This is a genomic window from Litchfieldella rifensis (assembly GCF_042646605.1).
In the GTDB taxonomy this organism is placed as follows: Bacteria; Pseudomonadota; Gammaproteobacteria; order Pseudomonadales; family Halomonadaceae; genus Litchfieldella; species Litchfieldella rifensis.
Genome location: NZ_JBHRUG010000002.1, coordinates 245,498 through 263,939, shown reverse-complemented (window position 1 = coordinate 263,939; position 18,442 = coordinate 245,498). Strand labels below are relative to the sequence as shown.

The 18,442-nt window shown below is 61.7% G+C and carries 18 protein-coding genes; 5 read left to right on the top strand and 13 right to left on the bottom strand.

Annotation, left to right across the window (positions count from 1 at the left end):
* Positions 1–5: 5 nt before the first annotated feature.
* The 4 genes from ACFOEV_RS01745 to ACFOEV_RS01730 form a co-directional block, all read right to left on the bottom strand.
* Entirely contained in the window at positions 6–1,589 is a 1,584-nt protein-coding gene (locus tag ACFOEV_RS01745; protein WP_386770981.1) for a hypothetical protein, read from the bottom strand.
* A gap of 87 nt (positions 1,590–1,676) precedes the next feature.
* Positions 1,677–2,732, bottom strand: a complete 1,056-nt coding sequence (locus tag ACFOEV_RS01740) for a proline racemase family protein (RefSeq protein WP_386770979.1) — start codon at positions 2,730–2,732, stop codon at positions 1,677–1,679.
* On the bottom strand, positions 2,729–3,904 hold the full coding sequence (locus ACFOEV_RS01735; protein ID WP_386770977.1) for a zinc-binding dehydrogenase: 1,176 nt from the start codon (positions 3,902–3,904) through the stop codon (positions 2,729–2,731). Before ACFOEV_RS01735 ends, ACFOEV_RS01740 begins: the two co-directional genes overlap by 4 nt.
* An 88-nt stretch (positions 3,905–3,992) precedes the next feature.
* Positions 3,993–4,736, bottom strand: coding sequence for an aspartate racemase/maleate isomerase family protein (locus ACFOEV_RS01730; protein WP_386770975.1), 744 nt, complete (start codon positions 4,734–4,736; stop codon positions 3,993–3,995).
* Between the two features lie 233 nt (positions 4,737–4,969).
* Between ACFOEV_RS01730 and ACFOEV_RS01725 the strand changes: the two genes are divergently transcribed.
* The gene (locus ACFOEV_RS01725; RefSeq protein ID WP_386770973.1) at positions 4,970–5,602 is read left to right on the top strand and encodes a DsbA family oxidoreductase; all 633 of its coding nucleotides are present in this window, start codon (positions 4,970–4,972) and stop codon (positions 5,600–5,602) included.
* Positions 5,603–5,629: 27 nt separating this feature from the next.
* Here the strand turns inward: ACFOEV_RS01725 and ACFOEV_RS01720 are convergent, their stop codons facing one another.
* The 3 genes from ACFOEV_RS01720 to ACFOEV_RS01710 form a co-directional block, all read right to left on the bottom strand.
* Positions 5,630–6,274 (bottom strand): cell wall hydrolase, encoded by a 645-nt coding sequence (locus tag ACFOEV_RS01720; RefSeq protein WP_386770971.1) that lies wholly within the window; start codon positions 6,272–6,274, stop codon positions 5,630–5,632.
* Positions 6,275–6,470: 196 nt separating this feature from the next.
* On the bottom strand, positions 6,471–7,409 hold the full coding sequence (locus ACFOEV_RS01715) for a metallophosphoesterase (protein ID WP_386770969.1): 939 nt from the start codon (positions 7,407–7,409) through the stop codon (positions 6,471–6,473).
* A 262-nt stretch (positions 7,410–7,671) separates the two neighbouring features.
* Positions 7,672–8,418 carry a DUF429 domain-containing protein gene (locus tag ACFOEV_RS01710; RefSeq protein WP_386770967.1) on the bottom strand — a complete coding sequence of 249 codons (747 nt, stop codon included), beginning with the start codon at positions 8,416–8,418 and terminating at the stop codon, positions 7,672–7,674.
* Positions 8,419–8,817: 399 nt separating this feature from the next.
* On the opposite strand from ACFOEV_RS01710, the gene ACFOEV_RS01705 reads away from it, so the two are divergent.
* On the top strand, positions 8,818–9,816 hold the full coding sequence (locus ACFOEV_RS01705; protein ID WP_386770965.1) for an NADP-dependent oxidoreductase: 999 nt from the start codon (positions 8,818–8,820) through the stop codon (positions 9,814–9,816).
* A 49-nt stretch (positions 9,817–9,865) separates the two neighbouring features.
* Here ACFOEV_RS01705 and ACFOEV_RS01700 read toward each other — a convergent pair whose 3' ends face one another.
* The 6 genes from ACFOEV_RS01700 to cueR all read right to left on the bottom strand — a co-directional run bounded on the left by ACFOEV_RS01700 (position 9,866) and on the right by cueR (position 15,600).
* Positions 9,866–10,636, bottom strand: a complete 771-nt coding sequence (locus ACFOEV_RS01700; RefSeq protein ID WP_386770963.1) for a copper resistance protein B — start codon at positions 10,634–10,636, stop codon at positions 9,866–9,868.
* 9 nt (positions 10,637–10,645) lie between these two features.
* Positions 10,646–12,517: a copper resistance system multicopper oxidase gene (locus ACFOEV_RS01695; protein WP_386770961.1), complete on the bottom strand. Its 1,872-nt coding sequence runs from the start codon at positions 12,515–12,517 to the stop codon at positions 10,646–10,648.
* An 82-nt stretch (positions 12,518–12,599) separates the two neighbouring features.
* Entirely contained in the window at positions 12,600–13,916 is a 1,317-nt protein-coding gene (locus ACFOEV_RS01690; protein WP_386770959.1) for an ATP-binding protein, read from the bottom strand.
* Positions 13,903–14,568: a response regulator transcription factor gene (locus ACFOEV_RS01685; protein WP_386770957.1), complete on the bottom strand. Its 666-nt coding sequence runs from the start codon at positions 14,566–14,568 to the stop codon at positions 13,903–13,905. Before ACFOEV_RS01685 ends, ACFOEV_RS01690 begins: the two co-directional genes overlap by 14 nt.
* A gap of 6 nt (positions 14,569–14,574) precedes the next feature.
* Complete coding sequence (locus ACFOEV_RS01680) at positions 14,575–15,060, bottom strand: cupredoxin domain-containing protein (protein ID WP_386770955.1); 486 nt, start codon at positions 15,058–15,060, stop codon at positions 14,575–14,577.
* A gap of 129 nt (positions 15,061–15,189) precedes the next feature.
* Positions 15,190–15,600 carry a Cu(I)-responsive transcriptional regulator gene (gene cueR, locus ACFOEV_RS01675; RefSeq protein WP_386770953.1) on the bottom strand — a complete coding sequence of 137 codons (411 nt, stop codon included), beginning with the start codon at positions 15,598–15,600 and terminating at the stop codon, positions 15,190–15,192.
* Between the two features lie 362 nt (positions 15,601–15,962).
* On the opposite strand from cueR, the gene ACFOEV_RS01670 reads away from it, so the two are divergent.
* From ACFOEV_RS01670 to ACFOEV_RS01660, 3 genes are all read left to right on the top strand, one after another.
* Positions 15,963–16,166, top strand: coding sequence for a heavy-metal-associated domain-containing protein (locus ACFOEV_RS01670; protein WP_386770951.1), 204 nt, complete (start codon positions 15,963–15,965; stop codon positions 16,164–16,166).
* A gap of 288 nt (positions 16,167–16,454) precedes the next feature.
* Positions 16,455–16,652 carry a heavy-metal-associated domain-containing protein gene (locus ACFOEV_RS01665; RefSeq protein ID WP_386770949.1) on the top strand — a complete coding sequence of 66 codons (198 nt, stop codon included), beginning with the start codon at positions 16,455–16,457 and terminating at the stop codon, positions 16,650–16,652.
* Positions 16,653–17,070: 418 nt separating this feature from the next.
* The gene (locus tag ACFOEV_RS01660; protein WP_386770947.1) at positions 17,071–18,393 is read left to right on the top strand and encodes an NAD(P)/FAD-dependent oxidoreductase; all 1,323 of its coding nucleotides are present in this window, start codon (positions 17,071–17,073) and stop codon (positions 18,391–18,393) included.
* Positions 18,394–18,442: the final 49 nt, after the last annotated feature.

Genomic DNA, 18,442 nt, shown 5'->3' with positions numbered 1-18,442 from the left:
GACGCTCAGAAACGCGACGCCGGCAGCCACACGTCGGCCCGCTGCCAGGCCCGTTCGAACGCCCGCTCAACGCGGTCGGCACCCCCGTCCCGCCCTTGGGCGGCGAGGCTCTGCGCCAAGCCCTTCAGCGACCAGCCGTTACCCGAATGGATCTCCAGTGCCTCATAATAGACGGCCTCCGCCTCCCATGCCTCGCCGGCCTCGAGCAGGATCGCTCCCAGGAAGTGGCGTGCGGGAAGCGGCCAGGGTTCGGGCTCGCTGTAGGGCAACCCGTCTTCCAGTGCGATGGCCTTGCGCAGTTGTTCCCGAGCGGCATCGAGACGTCCCTCTCCGGCAGCGATCTCACCGGCCAGGATATACTCCGCGATACCCAGCAGGTCGTGATGACGGGAGGGCATGTCCTCGGCACCGTCCTCGTGGCTGTCGCGCAGCTCGCCCAATGCCCTTTCCGCCGCCGAGGCATTCCCGGTGCGTAGTTGGGCCAGGCCATGCGCGAAGTGCCACATCCCGGTCTGGAACGATCCTTCAGGCGAAGTCCGCTGCTCGAGCAGTTCGTCCCAGCGGCCGAAGCGAACGAGTTGCAGATGGATCTGATACGTCTCGCTGGGCCGCTCGTGGGCGATGTCACGTGCGGCCGACAGTGCCACGCCACTCTGCCCATCCATCCAGGCGGCGAACAGCAGCATCAGGGTATTGTGCGAAGCATAGACGCTCACGCCCTCGCCGAAGCGTGCCGACTGATCGACCATGCGAGCCTTCTGGTTGGCGCGCACGGCATCGCCATAGCGGCCGATGTTCATGTAAATGTGCGAGGGCATGTGCTGGATATGACTCACGCCGGGGATCTCATCGGCCAGCATATCGGCGCAGGCCTCGGCACGTGCCGGCCGGTAGGCCTCCACGGCATGAATATAGTGATGGCAGGCACCGGCATGCCCGATGTCTTCGGCAAGCACCGTCTCGAGCTCCTCGATCAAGGTGTGAGTCTCCGGATACGGCTCGCCGTCCGCCTGGTAGAGGTCCCAGGGGCGCAGCAACATCAACGCTTCGGCATACAGCGTGCGCACGTCGGGATCGTCGGGATGCTCCACCGCCGCCTCGGCCATCGCCTCGGCATAACGTCGGGTAGCCTGTTCCCGGTCGGCGTCGCTGTCGGGCGCAGGATAGCGCACGCTCATGGCGTCGATCAGTGCGCGCTCCCAGGGCGCGACAGCCTCGACCCGCTCGAGCGCCTGCCGGGCGGCGGCATAGGCGTCATCCGGGTCCCCTACACCGTGCGGATTGTTCAGATAAGGGCCCAGTACCCAGGCCTCGCCCCAGTAGCACATGGCACAGGCCGGATCGTGCGCCTGTGCCGCCCGGAAAGAGCGGGCGGCCTCCTCTCGCGCAAACCCGTAGGCCAGACGCAGGCCCTGGTCGAAATAGGCCTGGGCCCGCGCCGACTCGGTCGTGACGGAACGACTGTACTCACCCATCTCCTCATACAACGGGGCTTCCGAGTCGGCCTGGGTCACCACAGGCAGGAACGCGACGGTTGCGGCAACGATACAACCGGTCACCACCGACGCGGCAAGGGGAATGGATGGCATGGCAAGATCTCCCGGTCAGAACGGGGCTCCATGGAACATGTGTCGCCGGGAGATGGCCAGGATGCCATGTCCATGGTTGGGTGCCGCTCAATCCCTTGAATGGTGGTGACCGCTGGTGAGGATATGGTGCAGACCGTCACACTCCACCATGGGGTCATCACAGTTGATGACCGTGTCCGAGCGGGCCAGCACATGGCCCTTGCCGGTAATGGTGTTGTCTACCACCTCATGATGCGCGCCGTCCTGTCGTGAGCCGATAAATTCGCCGATGAAGCCGGAGTCGCGCAGGGAAACGGTCTCCAGCTTGTCGCCAGGTTGGATGGTGCCTTCGTGATGCATCAAGGCCAGCCGCGCCGAGGTGCCGGTCCCGGTGGTGCTGCGACAGATCACCCCCTGGTGCACATAGGTGGCCGAGCGCGAGCGGTAGAAGCCATCCGCCACATGCTCGACCGGCCCCATGAAGTGCAGGAACGGCAGCGGCCCCACATCGCCCAGCGTGTAGTGAGAGAAACCGCTGTGGGCCTGGATCGCTTCCACGATCGCATGGGCACACGCCGCCAGGCGCCTCTCCTCGTCCGGGGTCAGGGAAAAGCCCAGATCGGCGGCATCCACCAAGGCGTAGAAGCCGCCGCTATAGGCAACGCTGTAGGTCACATGACCGATCGACGGCACATGGATACTGGTCCGATAGGTGTCGATATAGGTGGGCAGGCCTTCGCAGGTGATGGCCTCCACCACGCCGTTTTCCACCAGTGCCTCGATATGCACCAACCCCGCCGGTGATTCCAGTATGAAGCGCTGGTGTCCCTCCTGCTTCTCGATCATGCCGCTTTCCAGCAGCGCCGTGGCCGTGCAGATGCTGTTGGAGCCGGAATAGATCGGGTAGCCCATCACCTCCATGATGATGTAGCCCATCTGGGCCTCGGGGTCGGTAGCGGGGACGATCAGGTTCGCCGACATCTCGGGCATGCCATAAGGTTCGTGCAGCAGCAGCTTGCGCAGGCCATCGGCATCGTCGCGCAGGTATTCCATCTGCTCCCTGACCGTAGCACCGGGCAGCGGGTCGATGCCCCCGGTGACGATGCGGCTGACATCGCCGCCGGCATGGGTGTCGATCAGCTGTATGCTCAGCTCGCGGGTCATCCGGTTGCCTCCAATGCGTAGGGCGCACCATGCTCTTGCCACTGTGAGTCCGGGACGATCACGATCTTGCCCAGGTAGTTGCTGCTGCGATTGACGAAGTAGGTCTCGGCCTCATGCAGGTCGGATAACTTGAACGCCGCGTGCAGTACCGGCTTCAACTGACCGGAACGGATCCACTCCACCAGTTGCTCGGCCTCGTCGCGGGTGCCGTGTGAGACACCGAAGATCTGTACCTGGTACAGGTAGATACGGGTCCACATGATCTCGCTGACGTTGCCGCCACTCGCCCCGGCAATGCTCAGACGCGGGTAGCTGGTACGGTGCTTCATGTCGAAGATCATGGTGTCGATGAAGCGATTGGTCATCTCGCCGCCGACCAGGTCCATCACCGCATCGATGGGCTGATCCTGGGTCACGGCGCATACCTTGTCGGTGAAATCCTGCATGTTCGAGCGGTCCAGCACGGCCTCCGCGCCAAGCTCGAGCAGCGCCTGGGCCTTGTCCTGCTGGCTGAGCGCATACGGAATCGCTCCCATGATGCGGCACAGCTGGATCAACGCCGTGCCCACGCCCCCGCTGGCACCAGTGACCAGCACGCGTTCACCGGCTTTCACACTGGCCGAATTCAGCATGTGCAGGGCCGTCTGGTAGGAGCACATGCCCATTGCGGCGAGCTGTGCATCGGCAAGCTCGGGATTTCCCACGCTATGAAACTGATTCGACGGCACCGCGATGTACTCGGCAAAGCCGCCGTCGGCGCCGTGTCCGTAGTAATCGGGGGTCAGATTGATGTCGCGGCGCTCATCGGGGTAGAGATTGAAATCCAGCAGTCCACGCTGCCCAATGCGTTCGGCATCCACGCCTTCGCCGACGGCGACCACGCGTCCGGCCACATCGGCGCCCTGGATGCGCGGGAAGGTCAGGGTCGCCGAGCCGCCGATCTGGAACGAGGTCACATCGCCTTTGTCCTCGGTGGGGTAAAGGCCCTCTCGCGCCTTGCGGTCGGTATTGTTCTTCGCCGTCGCCGTGACCTTCACCAGCACCTCGCCCCTGGCGGGCCGGGGGGTAGGCACATCCTGGCGGTACTCCAGCTTGTCGATGCCGCCATGCCCGGTCAGCAGCATGGCCGCCATGGTGTCGGGAACGTTCTCCGGATAGGGATCGGAAACCATCTGCTGCCTCCTCGTACTTGGCCACTATCTCATAACCAGACCATAACAAACTTTTGCACTGCCACCAGAGGAGGGGGGGTCGAGACCGTCAAGTAACACCGGCAAGACGGTTGAGGTAGTTTTGCGGTTGTCCTGGCCATTGCAGAAGCCTCAGGCCTGCCCATAAGCTGACCTGGTTGGCCGTCAGCACCAAACGATCGGCCTCCCGGTTCAGTATCTCGACCAGCTCCAGGGTATTGATCGCTGTATCGGGAACCAGCAGGGGATTGCTCGCCCCCTGGTTTTCGGCGCAGAAGACGCGCACTTCCTCCACGATATCGACTTGGTGAGAGTCCGCCGCATACAGGCAATCGAGTGCTTTGACATTCTCCACCGTCACACCGCCTTCGCGCAGGAAACCCACCAAGCGATCGGTCACGGCTTCCGGATAAGGGCTCAGCACATCGACCTGTCGATAGCCGAGCGTCGATAGCGCGTCCTGGAAAGCAAGCGCGGTACTGGTTACCGGCACACCGAGAACTTTCTCGAGCTCACTGGCTTGAGCCATCGCCCAATCGCGCCCGCCAATGAAGCTGCCACTGGTACAAGCCCAGACAACGGCCTGCGCTCCCTCTTTACGCACCAGGGGTTCGCCCACCGATGACAGCCGCTCGATCGCCCCGAGAGCCGTTAGCGCAGCCGGTTCATGATGGCCATCGCTTTTGACTTGCCCAACCTTGACCGAGGGAAGTTCGCCTTTCTGAAAGGCAGAACTCCGATCGAGCGCATACCACTCGTAGTCGGGCGGTCCATCCTCGGGAAGAAGAATTCCCAAACCTCCGCTGATCGACATCTTATCGCTCCAGTCAATGTGGCCAATGATTTTTCCGGCAAGTCCCCCGCACTCCCCAACCGGCCTCCTCTTACCCTGACCGGGGTGGTAGCGTCGGTGTTCCATTTCCCCACCCGGAAGCATCATGTCCCAGAAAATCTACTGTGGGTGACGGATAGCCATCGAGGCCTTCCTTGAACGTGAAGAATGGCCTGGCTGTCGTAAGGACGAATAGACCACTGAAGAGAACGGACATGTCACACGTAGACGTCACCATCATCTCCGACGCCATCTGTCCCTGGTGCTATATCGGCAAGCGGCACCTGGACCTGGCGGTGGCCTCGCTTGGCGATGACGTCACGGTAAGCATTGACTGGCAGCCGTTCGAGCTCAATCCCGGTATGCCGCCAGGCGGTATGTCGCGGCGCGATTATCGCACCGCCAAGTTCGGCTCCTGGGAGCGTTCCCGAGAGCTGGACGCGCAGGTCGAAGCCGCTGCTCGACAGGCCGGCATCGAGATTCATCACGATCGCATCATGCGCACGCCCAACACCTTCAACGCACATCGGCTGATCTGGCTGGCTGGTCAGCACCAGGTCCAGCAGTCGGTGGTCAACGAGCTGTTCCGGCGCTACTTCGTCGCGGGGGAGGATATCGGCGACACCCGGGTGTTGGCCGACGCCGCCCACGTCGGGGGGTTGCGAGACGTGGACCTTCAGGCCTTTCTGGCCAGCCCACAGGGCCGGGCCGAGGTGCACGGCGCACTGGATAACGCCCGCCGGCTGGGCATCAGCGGCGTTCCCATGTTCATCATCGCTGGCCGAATCGACTTATCGGGCGCTCAACCTCCCGACGCGCTACGTCAGGCCATTCTCGAGGCGGCGTGACAAAAGAAGCGGCTATCGTCGCGTGGACTATTTTGCAGTGCCGTCGGGAGGCCTATAGAAGACAAACTCGCCGGCTTCGATCGTCTTGATGTATTCCGCAGCCCAACTGGGGACTACCTGCCTATGGTGGAAATACAGAGCGCCCCCGGTTCGATCCAATAGTTGTCCATTGAGAGCCTTGCGCGCTATTTCCTTGGCAATCACATAGGAATCATCTTCCTCTGCGATATCCGGACGACCATCGCACCACCATGAGAACTGACAGGGGCCTTGCTCGGAGCCTTGCCTGACGACTTCACAGATCGTGCCGGGAAAGCCTTCGTGGCCTAGCCGGTTCATAACGACATTGGCGACCGCTTCCATATCGGCGGCCTCCTCGCCCCTGGCTTCCCAATAGATGGTGCGAGCAAGACACGTGATCGCATCATCCAAGGGTGCTTCGCCAACTGGATCGACCGCCTGCGCTTCAGGCTTCGTGATGATTTCGGGTGGAGAAGAGAGCGCCTCGCGGCCCTCGGCCGCGGCTTCCTGCTCCAACTCCGCCGCCTTGCTCTCGGCGGCTTCCGCCTCCTGTTCCCGGTCAGCCGCGATCGCCTGGCCCACGAGCAGCATTGTTGCAAGGCAGGTCGCTATCCACCCCTGACGAAGCCTGGTCGAATCTCTTGGATGCATTAAGCCTGCCCCACACTCGCGGGATACGCTCGGCGAACCATTCCCGCCGAACGCAGACACTCAGCCGGCCGCTTTTCGGTGTCGGCTGCAGCAATTTATTGGGCGACGCCGCCCTTGTCGAATCGACACCTTCCTAGTGTAGCGTGAGGCTGTGAGCCCTGCTGAATGCAACCACTCCGGTTCCTAGATGGTTGATTCACTCGACCCACACGAACTTCTCGGCAGCCAGCTCGGTTTCACCGTCCCAGCGGTAGGCACACAGCCTGCCATTGCCGCCGCCATGGGTATGGCCGGCGGCAATGCTGTAATCCAGGCAGGCGATATGCGGCGTGAGGGGTTCGGGGATACCGGTGAGCCAGTAATGACCGACGAACAACGGCTTGTCTCCCTCGTAACCGGGTAGCACATCCTCGGGGATCGGCTCGTGGGGGATCTCCTCAATGGCCTCTGGCGGCACCATCGCCAGGTCACGATAGGTGATGCCTTCCAGTTCCCACCAGCGGGTGCGGATGTGCCCACGGGAGTTGCCGTCCTTGTCGTAGAACTCGATACCGGTGGGTAGTGGGATCTCCAGGCCCTTGAGCAAGGTTTCCAGCGCGTCGTAGGGTGGCGTTCCCTCGCGAGTGAGGGCCGGCCAGGCATCGGGCAGGATTCGCTGCTGATCATCGAGATAGTCGACCAGCATGTCGAGGGATGGCCGGTGCCAGCAGGCATGCACCACCCGCAAGCCCTCCAGGTCGAGATACAGCGGCAGGGTCTTGAACCAGTCGATGTGGTCACGATGCAACGGGCTTCCCTCCCCCACCTGATCCAGATAGGCCTGATGCTGACGGCGGTTCCTGTCGCTGTGGCGGCGCAGGTGCTCGCCAGGAGTATCGGGATCTTCGCTGGCCCAGGCCACCGCATTGAACTCATGGTTGCCCATGACCGCCAAGGCCTGGCCACTCTCGACCATGGCCCGTGCGATGCGTACGGTTTCCTCCTGCTCGGGGCCACGATCGATGAAATCGCCTAAAAAGATCACCCGGCGCTCGGGGTGTGACCACACGCCTTGACGTTCGCGATAACCGAGCCTGTCGAGCAAGTGTGTGAGTGGCATGGCGTAGCCATGGACGTCGCCGATGAGATCGAACATGTGTGACTCCTGTCTCTGCGTGCGGGTCTGCCCTGTGCGATGAGGCCCCGCCACTGCCACGAGAACCGGTCGCGACACCCCAACACTGGCGAGACAATCTTTGTGGCCCATTACATGCAGATCTTTAGCGGCCAATAGTTTGTCGCGCAACTCAGGATTTCTGCGACAATTCCGAAAATTCATCGTGTATCACGGACAAGAGCCGGTCATGGAAAGCTTCCATGGCGAGTGTCCCGCCAGGGTGATGAGCCCCGGCCATGGTTCAATCAGCAAAAGGATCGCGAACCCATATCCACCCTTCTCGCTCTACAAGCGCTTCCTCTGGCGGCAGAAGGACGGAGTGCGACAGGAAGTCATGCAGGGCAAGCAGACAAATGACCGCATCGAGGCCGTCAGATCTTGTGTCGAGCGCGGGAATGTCCGTATCAATATCCATTATCAAGCTGACCTTGGCAATGACGCGCTCCCGCTCACTTCGTCCGTTTTTTGCTCTGTATCCCGTAGCATCGATTCCATGAGCCGCAAGCGTTGCCGCAGGATATACCTCGATGGCTTTCAGGCCACTGATATCGCGGTCCCATGCCAGAGGAATTGTCTCGTTCAGCCGTTGCCGAAGATTCTCAAGGAGCTTCAGTGCCGCATACGCGGTTCGCGCTATACGATCCGCTCCCACGTCAAGAGACTGCTTGCCAATCGTTTCTCGAACCTTCCGATCGGTCCGCCGACGAAACAGATCGTGGGCAGGCGTGCTGATGTTTTGACCGGCGCGATGACATTGCAACGCATCAGCCAATGGAGCAGGCCACCCAAGTGGGGCATCCAGGGCAATCAGAGTGGGGTTGTCCTGATCACGGCGCACCCATTCGGTGACGATGTCCTCAGGCAATGCTGTGGGCGTCCCCAGGCATGCGGCTTCAACAACAGTACGGCCATCGGAGTAAGAGCCAAGTGCCAGTCCGACATTGTTGGGTGCTGTGGCACAGTCGACTCCTATCAAATTGACTTTCATCTCCCTGCCATTTTCACGAGACACCAATTGCCAAGAGTGTAGCCTTTTCTTCTACCCAGCAGCCGGGATACAGAAGCCAACTATTCTTAACCATCCAATACCCACATAAGGGTATGTGTCCACTACGGTGAAATTGTCAGCCGCTAACTGCATCAGTCGCCGGCGAGGTATCGCCGGCCGACTCCAAGGGTATTGTTAGGCTGACATGTGTCGAGAACCGCCCTGGGCAAGGACGCTTGGGGCGCTTTTATGTTTGCGTGTCAAGTGCTTCCGGCTTACAGCGGGTGGCTGCCGTGAACCTTCCTTGCTCCGGGTGCCATTGAACGACGCCAGGTTCGCGGCGTCCAACGCTGCGATCCAACCTGGACGAATTGCCAACCACGGAGAAGGAATACGAGCATGCAGTCACGCTATTTCACCATCGGCGATTATCCGCAAGGCACCCCGCAGCGCGAGCTGTTCGAGCTTCACGAGACCGAGCTGCCTGCACTGGAAGACGGCGAGGTACGGATTCGCAACACCTGGCTGTCGGTCGACCCCTACATGCGCGGCCGCATGAGCGGGGTCAAGACCTATGTCGAGCCTTTCGAACTCAACACGCCTCTCGAGGGCGGGGCCGTAGGCCAGGTCATCGAGTCGCGTGATGCGCGCTTCCCGATGGGGGCCAAGGTACGCCACATGGCCGGATGGCGCGATATCGCCCAAGTAAAGGGCGATACCCTGGAAGCGCTCCCCACGCTCGAGGTACCGGAGCAGGCATACCTGGGCGTGCTCGGCATGCCGGGCATGACCGCCTGGACCGGACTCCACCTGGTTGCCGAGATGCGCGACGGCGACAACGTGCTGGTCAGTGCCGCCAGCGGTGCGGTGGGCTCGCTGGCGGTGCAATTGGCCAAGGCCAGGGGGGGTACCGTGGTCGGCATCGCCGGCTCACAAGAGAAGCTCGACTGGCTGGAAGCCCACGCTATCAAGGCAGTCAGCTACCGTGGCAAGGACGCCGGCCAATTGAGTGCCGACCTCAAGGCGGCCTGCCCCGAGGGCTTCGATGTCTACTACGAGAACGTGGGTGGCGTGTGCCTGGAAGCGGCACTGGACAACCTGCGCCTCGGTGCGCGAATCGCGGTATGCGGGCTGATCGCCCGCTACAATGATGACGTCCCGAGTGCGGGCCCGAGCAACCTGGACGTGATCCTGATCCAACGGGTGCGCATGCAAGGATTCATCGTCCTGGACCATTGGTCGCAGTATCCACGCTTCCTGGAGGAAGTCGGCCCGCGGGTCGCCAACGGCGAGATCGACTACGAGGAGACCATCGAAGACGGCCTGGAACGCACACCGGATGCCTTCCTGAAGCTGTTCGAGGGCACCAACCGCGGCAAGACGCTGGTGAGGCTGTAAGCCGCGCTTGCGTCAGGCCACCTTGACCACCGCACCGAAGACGTCACAGCTAAAACATCAGCCTGACACCGGCCACGACCCCCGTGTCTTCCGTGGGGTCGCCATGGACGCGAGCCAGGTCGGCGGTATCGCCGTAACGCTTTTCCCAGTATGCACCGATGTAAGGGGCGAACTTGCGGCTGATCTCGTAACGCAGCCGCAGGCCGGCGCGTACCGAGTTGAGGCCTTCTCCCACGCCGAATGCTTCGACCTCGCTGCCCGCCACGACAATCTCGGTGCGTGGCTGCAGAAAGAGCCGCTGTGTCAGGCGTACGTCATGCTCGGCTTCGAGGCTCGCCGAAACATCACCCTCGTCGCTGACCCTGAGGGCGAGATCGGTTTCGATACGGTAAGGGGCCAAGCCCTGCAGGCCGATCACGCCGAAATAGCGCTCGGGATGATCGTCCGAGGCGATGCCGCCTTGATAACCGATCCCCCCCTGGAGCTCCCAGAAGTCGTCGATCAAGCGGCTGTAGAGCAGGTCGAGGGATTCGAATTCGGCATCCTCGCCATCGCCCTGGCCATTCTCGCCCTCGCCCTTGAGGTAGACGCGATTGACGTCGCCCCCATACCAGGCCTGGAAGTCCCAGACCCAGGCATCGTCTCCCTCGTCGGGAACGGCATACTCGAGGCGGTCGACGAGCACCGCGCCCGTGTTGTGCTCCATCATCGGTGCGGGCCAGTCGGCCGGGGCATCATAGCCATCCTCGGCGTGAACGCTCGTTATCGTCAGCATGGCAAGGGCGGCGCTGATAACGGGCAATGCAGTCCTGGTTTTCATACAGACTCCTTACGAGACCTTGACGACCCGGAACATGCCGGCATCCATGTGGTAGAGAAGGTGGCAGTGGAACGCCCAGCTACCCTCGGCATCGGCGGTGATCAGGGCGGATACGCGCTCGCCCGGCTTGATGTTCAAGGTGTGCTTGCGGGGAATCAGCTCCCCGGCCCCGTTTTCCAGCTCCATCCACATGCCGTGCAGGTGGATGGGGTGCTCCATCATGGTGTCGTTGATCAGGATCAGGCGCAGGCGTTCGTCCTTGTGAAAATGGATGGGGCCGGTGACTTCGCTGAACTTCTTGCCGTCGAAGGACCACATGTAGCGTTCCATATTGCCGGTCAGGTGGAGCTCCAGTTCGCGCTCGGGCTGACGCCGGTCAGGCCACGGCGTGAAGGCCTTGAGGTCTCGATATACCAGCACGCGGCGCTCGTCGTGATCGATACCGATACCGGCCTGGTCGTATTGGGAGCCAGGCTGGGCAGCGCCGGCGGGAAGCATTGCTCCCGCTTCTGCTCCAGAAGACGATGCTTCGCCCATGTCCGCCATATTGGAGTGATCCATGCCCGCCATGGTGGAGTGATCCATGCCCTGCATGGTGGAGTGGTCCATACCCGCCATGGTGGAGTGGTCCATACCCGCCATGGTGGAGTGGTCCATGTCCGCCATGGTGGAGTGGTCCATACCCGCCATGGTGGAATGATCCATGCCGGGCATGCTGGCGTGATCCATGCCGCCATGCGCGCCCATCGCTTCCATGCCACGGTCGGCAATCCGTCTACGCTCCGGGATGACCGCGGTCATGCCCTCGCGTGGCGCCAGGGTGCCGCGGGCGTAGCCGCTGCGGTCCATCGCCTCGGCGAACAGGGTGTAGGCGGTATCGGCTTCGGGTGCGACGATCACATCGTAGGTTTCGGCGACCCCGATCCGGAACTCGTCGACGGGCACGGGCTGCACCGGCTGGCCATCGGCGGCCACCACGGTCATCTTCAGCCCGGGAATACGTACATCGAAGTAGGACATTGCAGAGCCATTGATCACACGCAGGCGAACCCGCTCGCCGGGATTGAACAGCGCCGTCCAGTTCTCTCCCGGAGCATGGCCGTTGAGCAGATAGGTATAGGTGCTGCCGGTGACGTCGGCGATATCCCGCGAACTCATGCGCATCCGGGCCCACATGGCACGCATCCTGGCCGTGTCGGCGAAGCCATTCGCGCGCGCATCGGCCAGGAAGTCGGTGATGGTGCGCTCCTGGAAGTTGTAGTATCCCTCGCCGGTCTTCAAGTGACGGAACACAGTGGCCGGATCCTCGAAGGTCCAGTCGGTGAGCAACAGCACATGCTCGCGATCATAGCGGAAGGGTTCCCGCTCGGCCGCATCGATGATCAGCGGCCCGGCATGGCCGAGCTGTTCTTGCATACCCGAGTGGCTGTGATACCAGTAGGTACCGTTCTGACGGACAGGGAAACGGTAGGCGAAGGTCTCGCCCGGTTCGATGCCGGCGAAGCTGATCCCCGGCACGCCGTCCATCCCCGCTGGCAGGATCAGGCCATGCCAGTGAATGGAGGTGGGCTCGTCGAGCAGATTGGTGACCTTGAGGACGGCATCCTGCCCTTCCTTGAGCCGGATCAGGGGGCCAGGGCTGGTACCATTGATAGTGATCGGGCGGGTAGCCCTGCCGTCGATGGGCAGCGATTCCCGGCGGATGGCCAAGGCCACCTCGGGCCCCTCCTCGATGCCCTTGGGATAGGCAGTGCTCTGCCCCCAAGGATTGGCCCAGGCCGGCTGCAGGCCCAAAGCAGCGGCACTCAACCCCAGGGCGGCACCGCCCTTGAGGATCTGGCGGCGCGATAGAGGGAAAGCAGCAGCTTTCGAGCTTGCCATGCGTGTCTCCTGTCAGGGATGAAACAGGAGTCGATAGTGACCCATCAAGCTGAAACAAGGCTGAACGGACGAGGCAAGAAGGTCAGGCTTTGGGCAAGGTGATCACGACTCGCAATCCCCCCGAGGCCGCCGTGTGGAACCGCAGGCTGCCAGCGTACTGGTCGACCAACTGACGAAGAATCGACAAACCCAGCCCATGACCAGGCCGGCCTTCATCGAGCCGGATCCCGCGCTGGCCCAGCCGGGCGACGTCTTCCGCGGGGACGCCGGGGCCATCGTCCTCGACGGTCACAGTCAACACGGTCGCCAGCTCCAGGCGGCAGTGCACCTCGCGCTTGGCCCACTTGCCGGCATTGTCGAGTACGTTGCCCAACATCTCCGTGAAATCCTGCCGCTCGATGCCCACGCTGACCTCCGCCGCCGGTATCACCTCCAGGTGAAAGCGCTTGTCGGGATACAGGGCACCAAACATGTCGATCAGCTGCTCGGCCTCGCGCCGGATCACGGTTCTCTGGCCGGTATAAGGGCCCGCGATACGCGAACGCCGCAGCTCGGCGTCAAGCTGCGAATGCATGTCCTCCAGACGAGTCAGCATCTTGAAGCGGCGTTCGTCGTCGATGGGGCGTGAGCCCCTGAGTACCTGGGTGACGGCCGCCAGCGGTGTCTTCAGCGCATGCGACAGATTGGCGACGGATTCTCGCGAACGCTTGAGCCGCTTGTCCTGGTCGTCCAGGAAACGATTGAGCTGCTCCACCAGGTTGTCGAGTTCGGAGGGGGCATCGAGCCGAAGCCGCTCCCGCCCCCCCGACTGCAGTTCATCAAGCTGGCGTTGAAGCCGGGACAGGGGCCGCAATCCTCCGTTGACGGCGATCAGGTTGAGTACGATCAGCAGCATCAATAGCAAACCGGCGATACCCCCGACCCACCAATGGAGGGTCGCCAGGCCGGCCTCCACCTGGGCGAAGTCTTCGCCAATCAGCAACACCCCCGAGCGACCATCGAAGGAGAACGCCTTGCGATAGACCAATAGATGTCGGTCTTGCCACTCGACGTGGACGAGGGTGTCGGTCTCTCCCTCAAGGTGGGGTGCCAGGCGATCCAGCCAATGCGGGTTGGAGGTGGTGATCTCGCCATTCAGACGCAGCATATAGAGGTGATGGAAAACCACGGAGGCCTGGCTCGTCGCATCGAGCGAGGATGGCACCGATGACCCATTCTGGCGGAGCTGCTGTAGTGTGTGCTCCGCCTCCTGCCGCAGGCGATCGCCGAGAAAATCGCGAGCGAGATCGTGCAGCAGAATGCCGTGCAATAACCAGGTGATTCCCACGACGATCAAGGCCACGCCCCCCAGCCAGGTGAGCAGGCGAAAACGCAGGCTGCGCCGATCAATGCGAAACAAACATATACCCCTGGCCACGTCGCGTCTGGATGACATCCTTGCCGAGCCGACGCCGCAGGCGGCCGATATAGACCTCCACCAGGTTCGGTGCGGCGGCGTCCTGCTGCAGCGAATAGAGCTGGTCGAGGAGCTGCGACTTGGAGTGCAGCCGGTCGGGATGATGCATCAGATAGCGCAGCAGCCGAAACTCGGTGGCCGTAAGGGTATGCCAGGTCACACCGTCGGTGCTGACGCGCTGCGTGTCCTCATCGAGATGGATGCCGTGGAGAGTCAGGCTAGGGGCCACGACGCCGGAGCGTCGCCGGAGCAGCGCATGCAGCCTTGCCAGCAACTCGGCTTCGTGGAACGGCTTGGTCAGATAGTCATCCGCGCCACGCCGTAGACCGATGACCTTATCCTCCCAGGTATCTCGAGCCGTGAGAGCGAGAATGGGCAAGTCACGTCCCTGCTGACGCCAGCGCGCCAGCAGATCGAGCCCCGAACCATCGGGCAATCCGAGGTCGAGGATGGCCAGAGCGTAGTCTTCGGTTGCCATCAACGACTCGGCCACGCGAATGCTCGTGGCCGAGTCGACACGGTAGCCGTCGTCTTCAAGGGTTTCTGCCAGGCTTTCGGCCAGCAGGTCATCGTCTTCGAGAAGCAACAGCTTCATGTGTCATCAACTCTGGATATCGATCACTCCCGACATGCCCGACTCGTAGTGGCCAGGAATGTTGCAGGCGAACTCAAGGCTATCGACCTTCTCGGGTGCGGTCCATACCAGCGTGGTGGTCTCTCCCGGCGCGACGGTCACCGCGGGCATCTGGCCGCCATGCCCGCCTTCCGTCATGTCGTGGCCACTATGGCCGCCGTGCCCACCCGCCCCCATCTCCTGCATCATCTTACGATGTGCTTCCTGGGCCTGAGCATCACCGATCACGAACTCGTGCTCGAGGTTGCCGGTATTGGTGATCTCGAATGCCACCGTCTCGCCCGGCGCGATATCCAGCGTCTCGGGATCGAACCACATGTCGCCGGCCTCGAAACTGATGGTCCGGTCTGCCCGGGCATCGCTGTGATCTTTGTGCTGGCCACCGTGCTCACCCGCGGCCATGGCGGTGGTGGAGAACATTCCGAAGGCCATTGCCAACAGTGTTTTACGCATGCTTCTACCTCGTGATTCCATCAGGGGGGAGTTCCTGTTGTAACCGACGATCCTGAAAGGGGGCTGAATGTCTACCACATCGTCGCCGCTTCAGCCACGAGCCGCTCCACGGCCCGGCAAAGCATTGTTCTAGATAGTCAAAATTTCGTCAGTCACACCGGCCAGATCGCCGAGTATCGGGCAATCCGGGCGATGATCGCCATGGCAGTGATTGGCCAAGTACTGCAGGGTCTGTCGCATCGCCTTCAGCTTCTCGATCTTGTTGTCCAATTCTTCGATATGGGCCTGCGCGACGGCCTTCACATCCGAGCTGGCGCGGTGGCGATCCTGCCAGAGAGCCAGCAGATCACACATCTGTTCCACCGAGAATCCAAGGCTTCGTGCACGGGAGATGAAGCGCAGCATATGAATGTCCTTTTCGCTGAACACTCTATAGCCTGCCTCTGTCCGGTTGACTTCAGGAATGAGGCCGACGCTTTCGTAATACCGGATCATCTTGCCAGAGATACCGGATGCCTTTGCCGCTTCTCCGATATTCATCAGTTACCTCCTGCTCTCCCGCTTCCAAACCATAGGGGGTACGCCTGCCTCACCCCTGCTCGTTGGCCACTGGCTGCTTGAGCCATATCCTGCCTGCCCTCTCACCCTTATCGTCCCAGCCGCCCCAGCTTGCAAGTTCGCGAGTATCCTGGGCAATGAAGAATGTCTTTTTCCACTATAGGGCCTAGCACCGACTCAACCACTGCCGGGTCCCGAGTGCCTTGCACTGACGTCAGGGGTTTGTCAGGCGCGCCCCCTGAATGCTTGAATCATCCCCAGTGCGAGATCAGTGCTTGACCTTCCAATAATGGGAAGCTTTACGCTGGGATTTTCTACCCCTGAAGCCCTGAAGGAGATGGATCATGTTGAAGCTCATCGTTCCCGATATGACCTGCGGCCATTGCACCTCAGCCGTTACCACCGCGATCAAGTCCGTAGATGCCGACGCCACAGTGGAAATCGATCTCGAAAAGCAGCAAGTGACGATCGAGAGCACCGCCGAGGCAGCGGCCTTGGCCACCGCCATCGAGGCAGCCGGCTATCCCAGCGTATCGGCGCAGCCTTGAGGGTAGGCCGAAGGCGCTGATCGCGCCGTCGCCATGACACGGTCGGCATCACCAGTGCATTTGAGAGACATATTGTCTACATAATACTTTTTACAATACTAGGTGCTTTGACGGCAAGTCGTTTTATCCCCGCCACTGCCGCTCGATCAGCCAATCCTGACAGCAGCAATGACAGTCATTGCAGCGACATCCCAAAGCCTTAAAGGGGTGGTAGCTTTTTTGTTCAGCGCTTGACCTTCCAATAGTGGGAAGCTTTACGCTGAGAATTCCCAACCCAGGAGAATGACCATGCTGAAGCTCAAGGTACCTAAAATGACCTGTGGCCACTGCGCCTCAACCGTTACGACCGCGATCAAGACAGTGGATGCCGACGCCAACGTAGGCATCGATCTCGACAATCAACAGGTAACGGTCGAGGGCACCGCCGATTCGGCAGCCATTGCTGCTGTCCTCGAGGAAGCGGGTTATCCCAACGAGCTGGTGTAGTAATGAGGGGGCCGAAGGTAAGACATCTTCGGCCCCCTCATTTTCACAGAACCTCTCAGCGAGCCGGAAGAAGGCGATTCTCTGGCGCGTTTCTTCTCAGTCCTAGACGGCTTGGACGTGCGTCCTTTCGGTGTGGTGACCTCATACCCCCGCCTGGGACCGGGCGCAGACCTCCGACAGCCCATTGGATGTCATAGAAATCCTGCCATTTTCGCGCGCACTTTTGACATTTTCTCTTTGTTAGCCCCAAGAAAGCAGCAACTAATGCCACAGCGTGGACCGTATACTGATTTCGGTATAGCGAATATCGGGCGGGCTGCTACAGGCGATCGGGCAGTGATCGGAGAGATCGCATTGAGGGTCCTCCTCGGCTTCGGCTGACGTTCGATAATCCTGAAAACACATAAGGTCACCTGCCGTGTCACCATCGATAAAGTACATCCCAAGCGATGAGAGTCTTCCTTCCTCTGCTGACGTCGTTGTCATTGGTGGCGGCATCGTCGGCGCCACTGCAGCTTATTTCCTGGCCAGACGGGGCCTGTCAGTCGCCCTGATCGAGAAGGGCTATGTCGGCTGCGAACAGTCGAGTCGTAACTGGGGCTGGTGCCGACAGCAGAACCGTGATGCCCGCGAACTGCCGCTCTCCGGTGCAGCGATGCGGCTATGGGGCGAACTCACGGCGGAGATTGGCACCGATCTCGGGTTTCGCCGCTGCGGCCTCAAGTACGCAACCGATGATGCCAAGCAGCTCGCCGAATGGGAAAATTGGCTGGAGACGGCGCACCAGTTCGATATCAATACGAAGATACTGAGCCCCGCAGAGGCGACCTCCGCGATTCCGGCCGTGGGGCGGCAATGGCTGGGCGGCGTCCACTCCGTTGATGATGGCAAGGCGGAGCCCGCCATCGCGGCGCCGGGGATTGCCGAGGGTGCGCGCGCGCTTGGCGCCAGCATCCACCAGAACTGCGCCGCCCACGGTCTCGATATTACCAATGGCGCGGTCACGGGCGTGATCACCGAAAAAGGGGTTATCCGCACCCAGGCGGTCCTGTGTGCCGCCGGTGCCTGGGCATCGGCGTTCCTTCGGCGGCACGGGCTTCGTTTCCCCCAGGCGAGCGTGCGCCAGACCGCGCTGCGTACGCGCCCGATGCCGAATATCGGGGATGTACTCTACACGCCGGACTGCGCGCTCACCCGCCGCCTCGATGGCAGTTATACGATGGCCATCAGTGGCAAGGCACGGCTTGAACTCACGCCCCAGGGCCTGCGCTATGGGAAGGCCTTCCTGCCCATGTTCATCAAGCGGTTGGGCGCCATGGAGTTCGGCATCGGCCAGTCTTTCATTCACGGCCCGGAAGGATTGGCTGGCTGGGGTTCGGATAAGCCCTCCGCGTTGGAGCGCATTCGTGTGCTCGATCCCGCGCCCAGATCCGAGGCCATTGCCGAGATTCTGAAGCGGGTCAGAAAGCGGTTCCCGGCGCTGGCGAACGTCGAAGTGGCCGAGTCCTGGGGGGGCTATGTGGACTGCACGCCCGATGCCGTGCCGGTGATCTCCGCCGTGGATGGGATGTCAGGCTTCTTCCTGGCGGCGGGTTGTTCCGGACATGGCTTCGGCCTGGGTCCGGGGATCGGCCATTTGGCGGCTGACCTGGTCGCCAACGATACCCCCTGTGTCGATCCCAAACCCTATCACCTCTCGCGCTTGATCGATGGCTCGAAGGTGGAGGTGGGCGCGATTTAATAGCAACCGGCAACTGCTGTTTATCGCCGGCGACGCTTCGTCCGGGCTG